11 protein-coding genes are annotated in these 15,219 nt (G+C 66.6%); 4 read left to right on the plus strand and 7 right to left on the minus strand.

Going from position 1 to position 15,219, the window contains the following annotated elements; translation table 11 throughout:
• Positions 1 to 305: 305 nt before the first annotated feature.
• Genes ACFXKA_RS15885 through kdpA form a run of 3 tightly spaced genes read right to left on the minus strand, consistent with a single transcriptional unit; the run spans position 306 to position 5,058 of the window.
• Entirely contained in the window at positions 306 to 1,235 is a 930-nt protein-coding gene (locus tag ACFXKA_RS15885; RefSeq protein WP_379427755.1) for a potassium-transporting ATPase subunit C, read from the minus strand.
• Complete coding sequence (kdpB, locus tag ACFXKA_RS15890; protein ID WP_379427756.1) at positions 1,235 to 3,385, minus strand: potassium-transporting ATPase subunit KdpB; 2,151 nt, start codon at positions 3,383 to 3,385, stop codon at positions 1,235 to 1,237. Before kdpB ends, ACFXKA_RS15885 begins: the two co-directional genes overlap by 1 nt.
• Complete coding sequence (gene kdpA, locus ACFXKA_RS15895) at positions 3,382 to 5,058, minus strand: potassium-transporting ATPase subunit KdpA (RefSeq protein WP_379427757.1); 1,677 nt, start codon at positions 5,056 to 5,058, stop codon at positions 3,382 to 3,384. The genes kdpB and kdpA overlap by 4 nt, the downstream gene beginning before the upstream one ends.
• A gap of 125 nt (positions 5,059 to 5,183) precedes the next feature.
• On the opposite strand from kdpA, the gene ACFXKA_RS15900 reads away from it, so the two are divergent.
• Positions 5,184 to 6,437, plus strand: coding sequence for an RNA-guided endonuclease InsQ/TnpB family protein (locus ACFXKA_RS15900; protein ID WP_379427758.1), 1,254 nt, complete (start codon positions 5,184 to 5,186; stop codon positions 6,435 to 6,437).
• On the opposite strand, the gene kdpF is transcribed toward ACFXKA_RS15900, so the two are convergent.
• From kdpF to ACFXKA_RS15915, 3 genes are all read right to left on the minus strand, one after another.
• Complete coding sequence (kdpF, locus tag ACFXKA_RS15905) at positions 6,398 to 6,484, minus strand: K(+)-transporting ATPase subunit F (RefSeq protein ID WP_364613994.1); 87 nt, start codon at positions 6,482 to 6,484, stop codon at positions 6,398 to 6,400. The genes ACFXKA_RS15900 and kdpF overlap by 40 nt on opposite strands.
• Before the next feature lie 661 nt (positions 6,485 to 7,145).
• The gene (locus ACFXKA_RS15910) at positions 7,146 to 8,891 is read right to left on the minus strand and encodes a protein kinase (RefSeq protein WP_379427759.1); all 1,746 of its coding nucleotides are present in this window, start codon (positions 8,889 to 8,891) and stop codon (positions 7,146 to 7,148) included.
• A 78-nt stretch (positions 8,892 to 8,969) separates the two neighbouring features.
• A complete protein-coding gene (locus tag ACFXKA_RS15915; protein ID WP_379427760.1) occupies positions 8,970 to 9,635 on the minus strand; it encodes a hypothetical protein in 666 nt (221 codons plus the stop codon).
• Positions 9,636 to 10,080: 445 nt separating this feature from the next.
• Between ACFXKA_RS15915 and ACFXKA_RS15920 the strand changes: the two genes are divergently transcribed.
• Genes ACFXKA_RS15920 through ACFXKA_RS15930 form a run of 3 tightly spaced genes read left to right on the plus strand, consistent with a single transcriptional unit; the run spans position 10,081 to position 13,444 of the window.
• Entirely contained in the window at positions 10,081 to 10,233 is a 153-nt protein-coding gene (locus ACFXKA_RS15920) for a hypothetical protein (RefSeq protein WP_379427761.1), read from the plus strand.
• Positions 10,230 to 12,746 carry an ATP-binding protein gene (locus ACFXKA_RS15925; RefSeq protein WP_379427762.1) on the plus strand — a complete coding sequence of 839 codons (2,517 nt, stop codon included), beginning with the start codon at positions 10,230 to 10,232 and terminating at the stop codon, positions 12,744 to 12,746. The genes ACFXKA_RS15920 and ACFXKA_RS15925 overlap by 4 nt, the downstream gene beginning before the upstream one ends.
• On the plus strand, positions 12,743 to 13,444 hold the full coding sequence (locus ACFXKA_RS15930) for a response regulator (protein ID WP_354837780.1): 702 nt from the start codon (positions 12,743 to 12,745) through the stop codon (positions 13,442 to 13,444). Before ACFXKA_RS15925 ends, ACFXKA_RS15930 begins: the two co-directional genes overlap by 4 nt.
• 88 nt (positions 13,445 to 13,532) lie before the next feature.
• Here ACFXKA_RS15930 and ACFXKA_RS15935 read toward each other — a convergent pair whose 3' ends face one another.
• Positions 13,533 to 15,152, minus strand: a complete 1,620-nt coding sequence (locus ACFXKA_RS15935) for an alkaline phosphatase family protein (protein ID WP_379427763.1) — start codon at positions 15,150 to 15,152, stop codon at positions 13,533 to 13,535.
• Between the last annotated feature and the right edge of the window lie 67 nt (positions 15,153 to 15,219).

Raw genomic sequence — 15,219 nt, forward strand, 5'->3', positions numbered from 1 at the left:
AGGCCGTGCGGACGGGCTGGTCGCCCGACCTTGACGGCCCCAGTCCGCCCCGGCCCACCTTCTTTACCGAATCCATACGCGCTACCGATGACGCGGTCACACAACAGAATTCGGGGCCTTGGAGATGCTCGGCAACGACCGGCCCCCTGCGCCGGGCGCCACCGCCTGCTGCACCATCGCAGCCACCAATCCGCACGCACCGAATACTCCGACGCGGCAGAGGCCTCCAGCGTCGATACGGTGACATGCCAAGGGGCCCGGTCGCCTTCGTGAGCGAAGCGACCGGACCCCCCCGAGTCGGCTGATCAGCCCTTGGACGGGTACTTGCTGTCCAGGTCGTAGTTCAGCTCGACGACATTGACCGTGGGCTCACCCATGAAGCCCAGGGCCCGGCCGCTCCGGTGGGCATCCACGAGGGCCTTGATCTGATCTTCGGAGACGTGGCGCGCCTTGGCAACCCGCGCCACCTGGATGGCGGCGTACTCCGGGGAGATCTGCGGATCCAGGCCGGAGCCCGAGGCGGTCACCGCGTCGGTCGGCACCGGGGTGTCGGAGGAGGCGTCGCCGCGGATCGGCACGATCCGACCGGCCGAGTAGTCCTCGCCGCGCTTGGCGCATTCCACCTTCACACCCTCGTACGCCTCCTGGAAGGGGGTGGTCGGGTTCTTCGGATCGGTGGAGCAGGGCTCGTTGACGCTGATCACCTGGGTCGGGTGGGTGACCAGACCATGCGAGTCACGATCGCCCATGACCGCCAGCACCGAGCCGACGCCACCGGAGGTGCAGTACGGACGGCTGCCGTCCACACCCTCCAGCCGGCCGACCGCCGCGCTCCGCGAGCACACGGTGCTGAGCAGGCTCAGCTTGTCCTTCTTCGGGTCACTGGCGTCGAGGCTGTCGACCACCGACTCCGGGCCCATATTGCCGAAGGCGGTGTTGGTCGGGTCGTAGCCGTCGGGAAGGCTGCCGTCGGTCGGGGCGGAGTTGGACGGACGCGTCTGGAAGTACTGCACCAACGCGTTGCCCTTGCCGTCGGTGAACGCCTGCCCGATCAGGCTGGAGCCCACCAGCTTTCCGTCCTTGGTGATCAGCGACCCGTCCGCCTTGTCCTTCAGCCCGGGTATCTGCGAGATGCCCAGCACCACCGCGGGATAGATGATCCCGGTGATCACCGTGAGCACCAGCAGCGCGCGCAGCGCCGCGATGTGTTGCCGGATCCAGGTTGACATACGCATTAGGACATCCCCGGGAAGAATTGGATGACGAGGTCGATGAGCTTGATCCCGATGAACGGCGCGATGATGCCGCCGAGGCCGTAGATGTACAGGTTGCGGCTCAGCAGTTTCGACGCGCTCGACGGACGGTAGTTCACACCGCGCAGCGCCAGCGGGATCAGGCCCACGATGACGAGCGCGTTGAAGATGACCGCCGACAGGATCGCCGACTGCGGCGAGTGCAGCCGCATGATGTTCAGGACGTCCAGGCCCGGGAACAGCACCACGAACATCGCGGGAATGATCGCGAAGTACTTGGCGATGTCGTTGGCGATCGAGAACGTGGTGAGCGCACCACGGGTGATCAGCAACTGCTTGCCGATCTCCACGATCTCGATCAGTTTGGTCGGGTCGGAATCCAGGTCGACCATATTGCCGGCTTCCTTGGCCGCCGACGTTCCGGTGTTCATGGCGACACCCACGTCGGCCTGCGCGAGCGCGGGCGCGTCATTGGTGCCGTCACCGGTCATGGCGACCATGCGGCCACCGGCCTGTTCCTTCTTGATGAGCGCGAGCTTGTCCTCCGGAGTCGCCTCCGCGAGGAAGTCGTCCACGCCCGCCTCGTCGGCAATGGCCTTGGCGGTCAACGGATTGTCACCGGTGATCATGACGGTGCGGATGCCCATCTTGCGCATCTCGTCGAAGCGCTCCCGCATGCCCTGCTTGACGACATCCTTGAGGTGAATGACGCCGAGCAGCGTGGCGGTGCCCTTCTTGATCTCCGCCACCACCAGCGGGGTGCCGCCGGAGGCCGAGATGCCGTCGACGGCAACGCCGACCTCGTTCGGGACCTCACCGCCATTGCCGCGCACCCATTCGGTGACGGCGCTGGCCGCGCCCTTGCGCAACTGGTGCCCATCGGCCAGGTCCACACCCGACATACGGGTCTGGGCGGTGAACTCCACCCAGCTGGCGCCGACCAGCTCGCCCGGGGTGCGCTCGCGTTTGTTGTATGCCTGCTTGGCGTACACCACGATGGAGCGGCCCTCGGGGGTCTCGTCCGCGAGGCTGGAAAGCTGTGCGGCATCAGCCAATTCATCGGCGGTGATGCCGGGCATCGGCACGAAGTCCGAGGCCTGGCGGTTACCGAGGGTGATGGTGCCGGTCTTGTCCAGCAACAGGGTGTTGACGTCGCCGGCGGCCTCGACGGCACGACCGGACATGGCCAGCACATTGCGCTGCACCAGACGGTCCATACCGGCGATGCCGATAGCGGACAGCAGTGCGCCGATGGTGGTCGGGATCAGACACACCAGCAGGGAGACCATCACGATGCCGGTGACACCGTTGATATCGAGCGCCTGGTTGTCGCCCACACCCGGGTTGTTGACCTTCGAGAAGATGGCCAGCGGCTGCAGGGTCGCGACCGCGAACACGAAGATGATCGTCAGCGCGGCCAGCAGGATGTTGAGCGCGATCTCGTTCGGCGTCTTCTGCCGCGAGGCGCCCTCGACCAGCGCGATCATCTTGTCGATGAACGAGCCGCCCGGCTCCTGGGTGATCTTGACGACGATCCGGTCCGACAGCACCGTGGTGCCGCCGGTGACGGCGGAACGGTCACCACCGGACTCGCGGATGACCGGCGCGGACTCACCGGTGATGGCCGACTCGTCCACGGAGGCAATGCCTTCCACGACATCGCCGTCACCCGGAATGACCTGGCCCGCCTCGACGACCACGTAATCGCCGCGCTGCAGGTCGGGGGCCGCAACCTGCTCCTCGACCACACGCGCGCCCGGGGACCAGTTCACCAGACGGCGAGCGATGGTGTCGGTCTTGGCCTTTCGCAGGGTGTCGGCCTGCGCCTTGCCGCGGCCCTCGGCCACCGCTTCGGCCAGGTTGGCGAAAATCACTGTCAGCCAGAGCCATACGACGATCGCCCAGGCGAAGAACGTCGGATGCACCAGCGCGAGAATGGTGGACCAGACCGCGCCGATCTCGACGATCAGCATCACCGGATTGCGCCACATGATGCGCGGATCCAGCTTCTTGACCGCGTCCGGCAGGGACTTCACCAGCATCTTGGGGTCGAACAACCCCGCCGAGACACCGCGTTTCGGCTTGCCGTGCGCCTGTTCCGCCGGCGCGGAATCGAGGGTGGGAGTGCTCATGAGTGGATTCCTTCAGCGAGCGGGCCGAGCGCCAGCATCGGCAGGAAGGTGAGCGCGACCAGGATGACGGTGACGCCCGCGACCATGCCGACGAACTGCGGCCGATGCGTGGGCAGCGTGCCCTCGGAGGCGGGGGTGTGACCCTGCGCCGCCAGCGAACCGGCCAGTGCCAGTACGAAGATCATGGGAATGAAGCGGCCGAAGACCATGGCCAGGCCGAGTGCGGTGTTCCACCACACGGTATTGCCGGACAGACCGGCGAAGGCCGAACCATTGTTGTTGGCCGCGGAGGTGAAGGCGTACAACACCTCCGAGAGCCCGTGCGGACCCGAGTTGGCCATGCCCGCGCGCTCACCCGGCAGGGCCATGGCGACGGCGGTGCCGGTCAGCACGATCAGCGGGGTGACGAGGAAATACGAAGCGGCGAGCTTGATTTCCTTCGGGGTGATCTTCTTGCCCAGGTACTCCGGGGTGCGGCCGACCATCAGACCGGCGATGAACACCGTGATGACCGCGAGGATCAGCATGCCGTACAGGCCCGAACCGGTGCCACCGGGCGCGACCTCACCGAGCTGCATGTTGAACATGGTCATCATGCCGCCGAGGCTGGTGTACGAGTCGTGCGCCGAGTCCACCGCGCCGGTCGAGGTGAGCGTGGTCGCGGTGGCGAAGGTCGCCGAATTCGAGACGCCGAAACGGGTTTCCACACCTTCCATGGACGCGCCGATGGCGGATGGCACCGTGCCGTGGTGCTGCAGCTGGAAGAGGTTCATCACGGTGACGCTGAGGATGGCCAGGGTCGCCATGACGGCGGCGATGGCCACGCCCTGCTTCTTGGAGCCGATCATGCGACCGAAGGTCCGCGGCAGCGAGAAGCTGATCACCAGCAGCATGAAGATCTCGACCCAGTTGGTCCACGCGGTCGGGTTCTCGAACGGGTGCGCCGAGTTCACGTTGTAGAAACCGCCGCCGTTGGTGCCGAGCAGCTTGATCGCCTCCTGGCTGGCAACGGGTCCGCCCGGCAGGGTTTGCGAACCGGTGTTGCCCACCGTCTGGGCGATCTGGTCGTACACGTGCAGGTTCTGGATGGCGCCGCCCGCGACGAGCACGATGGCGAACACGATCGACAGCGGCAACAGAATACGGGTGGTTCCCCTCACCAGATCCACCCAGAAGTTGCCGAGTTCGCCGCTGCGACGCCGGGCGAAACCGCGCACCAGCGCGACCGCCACGGCCATACCGACGGCCGCCGAGACGAAGTTCTGCACGCTCAGGCCCACGGCCTGAACAACGTGACCCATCGTCGATTCACCGGCATAGTTCTGCCAGTTCGTGTTCGTGACGAAGCTGATGGCGGTGTTCCATGCCAGATCCGGGGTCATCTTGGTACCCGGATCGTTCAGGTGCAACGGCAGTTTGCCCTGAATCAGCTGCAGGAAGAACAGGAGCAGCACGCTGATGGCCGAGAAGGCCAGCACGCTGCGCGCGTAGACGGCCCAGGTCATCTCGACGCCCGGCTGCACGCCGATCAGTCGATAGATGCCCTTCTCGGCCCGAGAATGCTTGTCGCTGCTGTAAACCCGATACATGTAGTCGCCCAAGGGCACATGCACCGCGGCCAGCGCGATGATCAGGGATATGACGAAGAGCAGCCCTGCGGTCGTCGTGCTCACTCGGCAGCCCTCGGGGCACTCGGAACCTCGGACACGAATGAGATTTGGCGTGTCGCCACTGCGGCACGCGGACAAATTGGATTATTGCCTGTCACAGGCATGCCTTTCGAAATAGACTTGCGATCGTGCGTACGGCCTACCGATGCCGGGCTTATCCGACCGACGAACAGGCGGCAAACCTCAGCCGCACGTTCGGCTGCGCGCGCAAAGTATGGAACCTTGTTTTGGACTGGCGTACCGAGCGATACAGGATGAGCAAAATCCAGACGAACTACGCCGAATCCGACAGATATCTCACAGAACTGAAGAAGCAGCCAGAATTCGCATACTTGAATGAAGTATCCTCGGTTCCACTGCAACAAGTCTTGCGCCATCAGCACCGGGCGCTGACGAGCTTCTTCGCCCGTCGTACCAAGTACCCGCGTTTCAAATCGCGCACTACTAGACAGAGCATCAATTACACCAAGAGCGCATTCCGCTGGCGAGGAGGGAGTTTGATCCTCGCCAAACAAACCGCGCCGATTGAATATGTCTGGTCCTGGCCCGAAATCGGCCCTGCGAGCCTGGATCCGTCCCTCATAACCGTCAGCAGGGAAGCGGATGGCAGCTGGTATCTGACCATTCAACTGGAGGCTGATAGACCACCTCCACTGCCCTTGACAGGGGTATCGACCGGTCTTGATATCGGGATCAGCTCCTTTGTATCGACCAGCGACGGAGACAAAGTCGACAACCCACGCCACCTGGCCCGCAAGGCTGCCAGGCTTGCCCGCTACCAGCGACGGATGGCCCGCTGCCAGCAAGGCTCGAAGAACCGGAAGAAGGCTGCTCTCAGGGTTGCCCGAGCCCACGGAAGAATCCGGCGCGCTCGCGAGAACTTCCTCCACGTCACCAGCACCCGACTGGTTCGCCAGTACGACATCATTGCGATTGAGGATCTCAACGTTCGCGGCATGCTTCGCAACCGCAAGCTCGCAGGTGCGATCAGCGACTGCGGGTGGTCGAGCTTCCGAAACATGCTCGCCTACAAGTGCGACAAGTGGGGAAGACAACTCGTAGTCGTCGGTCGCTACTTTCCCAGCAGCAAGATCTGCTCCGCATGCGGATACCAGCTGCCCGAGCTGCGCCTCGAGATTCGGACGTGGCAATGCCCGTCCTGCCGCACCCGCCACGATCGGGATGTGAACGCGGCCAAGAACATTCTGGCCGAAGGACTTTCGGCGACGGCCTGTGGAGCTGACGTAAGACTGCAAAGGGCATCCTTTCAGCAGTCGGCGACGAAACAGGAAGCCCCGCTCGTGAGGGCGGGATCTCCTCCCACTTGGGAGGGGGAAGTCAATCAGAACCTCTCCGGAAACAGCAGTGCAGCAATCAGATAAATGGCGATGCCGATGGCCAGGAGCAGACCGATGATGTTCTGCGTCACAGCCGTTCCGCCCCGCGCTGGATCAAGCCGAACAGGGCGAAGATCGCCACCGTCAGCACCGTGAACACGACGACGAGCATGTCTCGAAACCTCTCTGCTTACGGGCGCGCCCCAAGACGCGCCGGAGTGAGTCAAGCGCCCGAAAAGCCCAACTTCGAGGTCCTTTACGCCTTCTTAGCGTCCCAGAGAGCCTCATTGACGCTCCGCTTACAGCGTCGCCCCGTGTGTCGCACGAATGTCGTCGACATCCTGCCAAAATCCATCAAGGAACCATCAGGACCGGGTATTTCAAGGAAACACGGACGCAGCAAAGCCCTGGAGAGCGATGCTCGCCAGGGCCTTGGCAAACTGGAGCGGCCAGCCCGGGCGTCCGCCGTCTCCTGCGTCAGGCCGCCTTCCACCAGGGTCTGACAGGTCTGACCCTGGATTCTCTTCGGGCCGACCGGAATTCGACCGCGCCACCCTCGACACCATCTCCATCACGGCCGAGGACGAGGCCGACGATCGGGACGAGAACGGGTGCCGCATGTGCGGGACCCGCGTTTCGCGGTCGGGGATCGGGTGGCGGGCTCGCTACTGCGCCCCGGGCTGTCGCCAGAAGGCGCATCGGGAACGGAACCGGGTGGCCGGGCCGGCCTCGACCGTGGCCTGAACGGCGGGGTTACTTGCGGGGGTAGGTCCTGACGATGGTGCCGTCGAGGCCGGCTGCCAGGTAGGCGCCGCCGTAGTCGTCGGAGAGGTAGACGAGCAGGCTGGGCTGGTCGTCGTTGAAGGTCCAGGCGGGGTTGACGATGATGTAGCGGCTGGTGGGTTTGGGGACGTTGAGTTGCTGGGCGGCGGCGGTGAGGAGGGTGGGGAGGAGATCCCAGTTGATGGAGCCGAGGTCGATGGTGGGGTCGGTCAGCTGGCTGCCGGCGCCGTCGCGTTTGGCGGTGCCGTTGCGGTAGGAGAACTGGTCGTAGAGTTTGGGCTGGCCCTGGACGGGGGCGCCCGTGCTGATGTAGGTCGGGTAGATCGTGGTTTCGGTGAATTGTTTGCCGCCCGTGACCTTTTCGAGGGCGGCGACGGCCTTGCGGACGCCGTCGGGGGTGAGCAGATCGGTGGTGGCGTCGCCCTTGGCGGTGGTGGGGGCGATGACGGTGGGCGGGATGATGCCGCTCAGGGGGATGCCCGTGGGTTGGGTGGGGATGTTCGGCTGACCCGATTGGCCTTGGCCGCCGCCGGAGGAGGAGGGCCACAAGGCGATGGCCGCGACCGCGGCGACCGCCAGGAGGACACCGACGCCGGCGAGGATCAAGGCGCGCGAATTGCGTTGCGGCGCAGGGTGGACAGGGTTCGGCGAGCCAGGTGGAAACGGCTGGGATGCGGTGAATCCGTGGGGCTGCTGGACTGTCGGGTATCCCGTCGGCGGTGGCGCGGTCGGGAAGCCCTGCTGCTGCGGTGCGGTCGAAAACCCTTGGGGCGGGGGCATTGCCGGGAAGCCCTGCGACGGCGGCGCGTCCTGGGGTCCGGACGCCGTCGTGAATCCCTGGAAATGGGGCGGCGGCGTGAGGTCCCGCGGCGACGGCTGGAAGCCCTGGGACGGCGGCGTGAAGTCCTGGGTGACCTGGGCGAGCATCTGGTCGACCTGGTCGGCCGGCGGGCGGTGGCCGGGGTTGGGGACCAGGAGGGCCTGCAGGACCGGGGTCAGCTGACCCGCCTGGCGTGGGGGCGGGACCGCGCCCATCAGGACGGCGGCGAGGGTGGCGACGTCGGTGTCGCGGCGCATGGGCTGATAGCCCTCGACGGCGGCGAAGAGGACCAGGCCGAGCGACCAGAGGTCGGAGGCGGGGTTGCCCTCGTGGCCCTGGAGGCGTTCGGGGGCGACGTACGGGAGGGAGCCGACGACGCTGCCGGTGGAGGTGAGACCGGTGACGTCGTTCACCGCGGCGATGCCGAAGTCGGTGAGGACGGGCGAACCATCGGTGCGCAGCAACACGTTCGGGGGTTTCACATCGCGGTGCAGGACGCCCACCGCGTGCGCGGCGCGGAGGCCGGCCAGGATGCCGCGACCGATCCAGGCGGCCTGCCCCGGCGACATCGGCCCCTCGTCCAGCCGGTCCGCGAGCGAGCCGCCCGCGACCAGTTCCATCACGATCCACGGATGTTTCTCGGCGGGTGTGTCCACGATGTGGTGGATGGCGACCACATTCGGGTGCGTGATGCGCGCCAGCGCGCGTGCCTCGCGCAGCACCCGTTCCCGCTGCACCTCCGCGGAGCCCGCGTCGCCTTCGGCCCGCACCTCTTTCAACGCCACCTCGCGGTGCAGCGCGATGTCGTAGGCGCGCCACACCGTGCCCATGCCGCCACTGCCGAGTGGTTCGATCAACTCGAAACGCCCGTCGACCATTGCCCGCCCGGAATTCACGGACGACAGCTTAGGGTTCCCACACTGCCCGCGCGAGATCTCGTACCGTTCAGTCTTTTCGAGCGTGGTGAATTCCGGCTAGGTGCCCTGCATACCGTTGCCCTGCCCGGTGGCTGCGCCGAGCTCGTAACCGACGGCTGCGCCCACGACACCAGCGGAAACACCGCCCAATAGCCCGCCGGCCACAGCACCCACCACACCACCGACGCCGGCCCCCGCGAGGGCGCCGCCTGCGACCCCCAAGGGCGCACCCATTCCCATGGTCGGGACGGCCATGACGACGCCGCCCGCGATCGCGCCGGCAATCGCACCGAACGCAGCCCCGATAATGGCTCCCGGCACCGCCCCGACCACCGCGCCCGGCACACCCGCCACGACCGTGCCGATGATGAGACCGGCGGTGCCGCTATTCACATTCAGCCTGGTGACCCTGTCCGAGAAGTTGTCGTCGACCGAGTGCAGGCCGCCGCCGACGGCGGCATTGGCAGCGGCTGCAGCGTTTTTCGCCTGATCGAGCACGGTGTCGGGGACACTCTGCGGCACCGGGATGCCGAACACAGCGGGCTGTACCGGGCTCGTCCAGAGCTGCTCGACAGCAGCGGGAGCCGGGACGCTGGGCTGCGCCGCGGCGTCGCCCGCGGCGATGGAGCAGGTCACCGCGACAGCCAGCGGTATCGCGCCGACGACCGGCAGCAGGGCGCGTCGCGACGCGCTGGTCTTGGATTCTCCATACCGACGAGTCATGCGACCGCCCTCTCGCTGGATTCGACTTGGAACAGCTCCCCTGACCACTGGTTATCGGACACGTGCATCAAGAATGATAGCTACACAGTAACTGTGTCATGCAGGAAAGTGTGGCGTAAACCACATTATTTGCCCATAAGTCGCATCGAGCCGCAAGCGACTCACGCATCACACGAATAGCCTCGCCATCGGTGCAGCACGATGTTTGCCACTTTGTTGCTATCCGTGCGGTGGTTCACGGAGCGACTCCCGGATGCCGACATCCAGCTTGATCTCGTACCGGTGGGTCTTTCCGAACCCGCTCGGATCCTGTCAACAACGCGAGACACCACCGTAAAGAAACCGTCAGGATCAGCGACCTGACCAGCATCGGAGGTATGAAGTGGGAACCCGCACTGGCGCACGCGCGCCCGGGCGCACACCCCCGATAGGTAAAGGAGAAGCCGTGCCGCACATCGCCGTCACCCTGATGGTGATCTTCGGGTTCCTCGGTTGCGCGCTGATATTGCGCGTCCTGGCCACCGCCGAAGGCACTCGCGAATCCATCCACACGGCACAGCAGGGCTTCCGCGCACACCGCGCGATGATGGACGAGTGAAACGCGGGCAACTACGGATCTACCTCGGCGCGGCCCCCGGCGTAGGCAAGACCTTCTCGATGCTCGCCGAAGCGCATCGGCGGCTCGAGCGTGGGCGCGATGTGGTAGCCGCCGTCGTCGAGACCCACGGCCGCAACAAGACCGCCGAGTTGCTCGCCGGAATCGAGCGCATACCGCCGAAGATGATCGAGTACCGGGGCACCACCATGCCCGAACTGGATGTGGACGCCGTACTGCGGCGGCATCCGGCGGTGGTGCTGGTCGACGAGCTGGCGCACACCAACGTGCCGGGCAGCAAGCACGAGAAGCGCTGGCAGGACGTCCAGGACCTGCTGAACGCGGGCATCGACGTGGTGTCCACGGTGAATGTGCAGCATCTGGAGAGCCTCAACGACGTGGTCGAGCAGATCACGGGCGTGGTGCAGCGGGAAACCGTGCCGGACTGGGTGGTTCGCTCCGCCGACCAGGTGGAGCTGGTGGACATCACGCCGGAAGCCTTGCGCCGCCGCATGTCCCACGGCAATGTCTATGCCGCCGAGAAGGTCGACGCGGCGCTGCGCAACTACTTCCGCCCGGGCAATCTGACCGCGCTGCGCGAGCTGGCGCTGCTGTGGCTGGCCGATCAGGTCGATGCCGCGCTCGCCAAATACCGTGCCGACCACAAGATCACCACCACCTGGGAGGCGCGCGAACGCGTCGTGGTGGCCGTGACCGGCGGCCCGGAATCGGAGACCATCGTGCGGCGCGCCAGCCGCATCGCCGCCAAATCCAGCGCCGAGCTGATCGTGGTGCACATCGTGCGCGGTGACGGCCTGGCCGGGGTCTCGACGCAACGGCTGAACCGCCTGCGCGACCTGGCCACCAGCCTCGACGCCAGCCTGCACACCGTCACCGGCGAGGACGTGCCCACGGCGCTGCTGGATTTCGCGCGGCAGGTCAATGCGACCCAGCTGGTGCTGGGCACTTCCCGCCGCTCACGCTGGGCGCGCATGCTCGACGAGGGTATCGGCGCCACCGTGGTGCAGGAGTCGGGCAAGATCGACGTACACATGGTGACCCACGAGGAATCCAACAAGGGCGGCTTCCGCTGGTCCTCACTGACCCGGCGCGAGCGCAAGGTCGGCTCCTGGTCGGCCGCGTTCATCGTGCCCTCGGTGATCTGCGCGGTCATCTACTTCTGGCTCGATCGCCTGCTGGACCTCAGCGGTGAGAGCGCCCTGTTCTTCATCGGCGTCATCGCGGTCGCGCTGCTCGGCGGTGTGGCCCCCGCGGCGCTGTCGGCGCTCTTGTCGGGTGTCCTGCTGAACTGGTTCTTCACCGAACCCCGCTACAGCCTCACCATCGACCAGCTCGACAACTTCCTCACCATCGTGGTGCTGCTGTTCGTGGCGGTCGCGGTCGCGGCGCTGGTGGATGTGGCCGCCAAGCGAACCCTGGAGGCGCGCAAGGCCTCTCGCCAGGCCGAGCTGCTGACGCTGTTCGCGGGCTCGGTGCTGCACGGCGCGGATCTCCCGGATCTGCTCGAACGCGCCCGCGAGACCTACGGCCAGGACGCCGTCAGCCTGGTCACCGACGACGAGGTCATCGCGTCGGTGGGCGAGCGCCCGCCGATGATGGTCAGCGACGCCGAAACCGCCCTGGAGGCAGGCGATGACATGCACTGGCTGCTGTTGCGAGGACGTCCCGTGACCTCCGGGGACCGCCTGGTGCTGGGCGCGGTCGCGAATCAGGCTGCGGGACTGGTGCAGCAGAAGCAGCTGCAGGAGGAGGCCAGCGCCGCGCAGGCGGTCATGGAGGCCGACAAGCTGCGCCGCGCCCTGCTCTCGGCGGTCAGCCACGATCTGCGCACCCCGCTGGCCGCGGCCAAGGCGGCGGTGTCCAGCCTGCGCAGCGACGATGTGGAGTTCTCCCCCGAGGACACCGCCGAACTGCTGGAGACCATCGAGGAATCCGTGGATCAGCTCACCGCGCTGGTCGGCAACCTGCTGGACTCCTCGCGCCTGGCGGTCGGCGTGATCAAGCCGCAGGTGCGCAAGGTCTACCTCGACGAGGTGGTGCATCACGCGCTCATGGGTATGGGGACCCGCGGCATGCGCCGCACCACCATGGACCGGGTGAAGGTGGACGTCGACACCGTCTCGGTGCGCGCCGATCCCGGTCTGCTGGAACGGGTCCTGGCCAATCTGATCGACAATGCCGCCCGCTACTCCCCCAGGGATTCGATGGTGCGGGTGGCGGCAGAGCAGGTCGGGAAGCGGGTGGCCGTTACGGTGGTCGATACCGGTCCGGGCGTACCGACCGGCCTGGAGGACCAGCTGTTCGAGCCCTTCCAGCGACTCGGCGACCGCGACACCTCCACCGGCGTGGGCCTGGGCCTGTCGGTGGTGCGCGGTTTCGTGGACGCCATGGGTGGCACCGTGCACGCGGAGCCCACCCCGGGCGGCGGTTTGACCATGGTGATCGATCTGCCCGCGGGGGACGACCCCGCGAACACCGAAGAGGAGGTCGGGTGACGAACGCGGCGGCAGCGCCGATCAAAGTGCTCGTGGTCGACGACGAACCACAGATCCTGCGCGCCCTGCGCATCAATCTGTCGGTCCGCGGCTACGAGGTGACCACCGCGTCCAATGGGGCCGCGGCCCTGCGCGCGGCCGCCGAGAAGCACCCGGACGTCATAATTCTCGACCTCGGCCTGCCCGATATGGACGGCATCGAGGTGCTGGCCGGACTGCGCGGCTGGTCCACCGCCCCGGTCATCGTGCTCTCCGCCCGCACCGACTCCTCCGACAAGGTGGAGGCCCTCGACGCCGGCGCCGACGACTACGTCACCAAGCCCTTCGGCATGGACGAACTGCTGGCCCGGCTGCGCGCCGCCGTCCGCCGCTCGGCCAGTACCGCCGACACCGCCGAGCCGGTCATCGAAACCGCTTCCTTCACCGTCGATCTCGCGGCCAAGAAGGTGACCCGCCACGGCCACGACGTGCACCTGACTCCCACCGAGTGGGGCGTGCTGGAGATGCTGGTCCGTAATCGCGGCAAGCTCGTCGGCCGCCGTGAGCTGCTGCGCGAGGTCTGGGGCCCGTCCTATGCGACCGAAACCCATTACCTGCGTGTCTATCTCGCTCAGCTGCGCCGCAAACTCGAGGACGACCCCTCCCAGCCCAAACACCTGCTCACCGAGGCGGGCATGGGCTACCGCTTCCAGTCGTGAATCCCCCTGGACAGCGATCAGGGAGCCCTCACCACGCGGTATCGGACAGAATTCCGCGTTGAGAGCTCCCTGATCTGGTATGGACCCCCTAGCTCGGCAGGGTCGCCGTGTGTTCGGATTTCACGGCGTCGAGTTTGCGGGGGTCCAGGCCGAGGCGAGCCAGGATGGTCGGAGCGACCTGGGTGAGGGAAACCTGGTCGGGGACATCGTGCTTCGAGATGCCCGAGCCCACGACCACCAGTGGGACGTGGCGGTCGTCGGTGCTGGTGCCACCGTGCTCGGCGATCTTGGACTTGCCGGCTGTGTAGACCGTGCCGTTGGTGCCGGCGAAGAGGTCGGGCACGCGGGTGTCATCAGCGTCCGCGCCGAAGTACTTCACGGCGTCCGCGCCCGCGTACACCTGGCCGGTGTCCACGCCCGACGCGGTGAACGGCTTCGGGTTGCCATTGATGTCGGTGCCGGTTCCGCTGGCCTCCAGCAGCTTTCGCTTCGCGAAGGCGGTGGCCTCGGGCGAACGGTCGGCCAGCCACCACAGGATGGCGGCGTCGTCGATCGAGTGCGCGATCAGCTTCGGCGTCTCGGGGTGGGTGGCCGCCCACTCCTTGTTCACCGCATCGATGATCGGCTTGTCGTCGACCCGGGTCAGCGCGTTCGGATCGATCGGCGACTGCCCGTGCTTGGCGGTCAGCACGATGGTGGTGCTGCCGGCCAGGCCCGCCCGGTCCAGGGCGGTGACGAAACGGCCGATCTGCTGGTCCACGAAATCCAGCGAAGCCGACAGCAGCGCACCGGGTTTCCCGTCGGCGGAGTAGCCCTTGGACGCGGGCAGCTTCTGGGTGACCGACACCGCCTGGAAGTTCATGCCGAACACCGCGGGCACGCCGGCCTGCTGGACGCCGGAGTGGTCCTTGCCGTTGATCTCGTTGACGATCGCGTCGGCCTTGTAGGTGTCGTAACGCCTGATCTGGTCCGGGTCCTTGGTCCAGGCATCACCTTTCGGCGACTTGCTGTCGATCTCCGGGGTGAACAGGTCGTCGATCGAGCGGCCGCCCTTGCCGTTCATGATCTGGTACGCCGGGTGCTTGTCCGACCAGGCGGTGCGCTGCCCGGCGTCGTGCACCACCGAGAAGACGGTGTTCACCTTCAGATAGTCCGACGGCGAAATCGGCTTGCAGGTAGCCGGATCCACCGGCAGCTTGGCCGGATCCAGCACCGAGCTCGGATCTCCGGTCATGGCCGCGATGCCGTCCGGCAGACCGGTCAGGCCCTGGCCGCCGTCGAGCTCGTCGGTGTTCTTGTCGATCTCTTCGGTCAGCGGGACCTGCGCACCCTTCTTTGCGGTGGCGCAGTCCTTGGTGCCGGCGGGGAGCAGGTCCCGGGCCCAGGTGTCGTCGTAGTAGACGCCGGTGGTCCTGGGGCTGCCGCCGGTGATCATCGCGATGGTGCCCGGGAAGGAGTCGGCCGGCGCCAGGACCTGCGCGCCGGTGTACTGTGCGCCGCGCGCGACCAGCTTGGCCAGCGCCGAATCCTGGTGCGCCGCCACATAGCCGGCGAGATCCGACTGGTGCATGCCGTCGATCGACAGCAGCAGCACATGCTGATCGTGCGCCGCCGAATCCCCGCTGCTCCCGCACCCGGCGGCCAGCCCGAGCATCCCGCAGGCCCCGGCCGCTGCCAGCCGGTAGCCCAGTCTCCGCGCCTGACTCAATTCCGTCTCCTCACCTCCGGCCCCCCGGACGGGTGCGCCGAGATCTCGACAGAGTCGCGGGTGCGGG

The organism is Nocardia sp. NPDC059228 (assembly GCF_042754245.1).
GTDB lineage: Bacteria > Actinomycetota > Actinomycetes > Mycobacteriales > Mycobacteriaceae > Nocardia.

Bases quoted from the DNA above. Each gene is read 5' to 3' on its own strand.
- kdpB (WP_379427756.1), bottom strand. From the start codon at position 3,385: ATGAGCACTCCCACCCTCGATTCCGCGCCGGCGGAACAGGCGCACGGC.
- ACFXKA_RS15915 (WP_379427760.1), bottom strand. From the start codon at position 9,635: ATGACTCGTCGGTATGGAGAATCCAAGACCAGCGCGTCGCGACGCGCC.
- ACFXKA_RS15885 (WP_379427755.1), bottom strand. From the start codon at position 1,235: ATGCGTATGTCAACCTGGATCCGGCAACACATCGCGGCGCTGCGCGCG.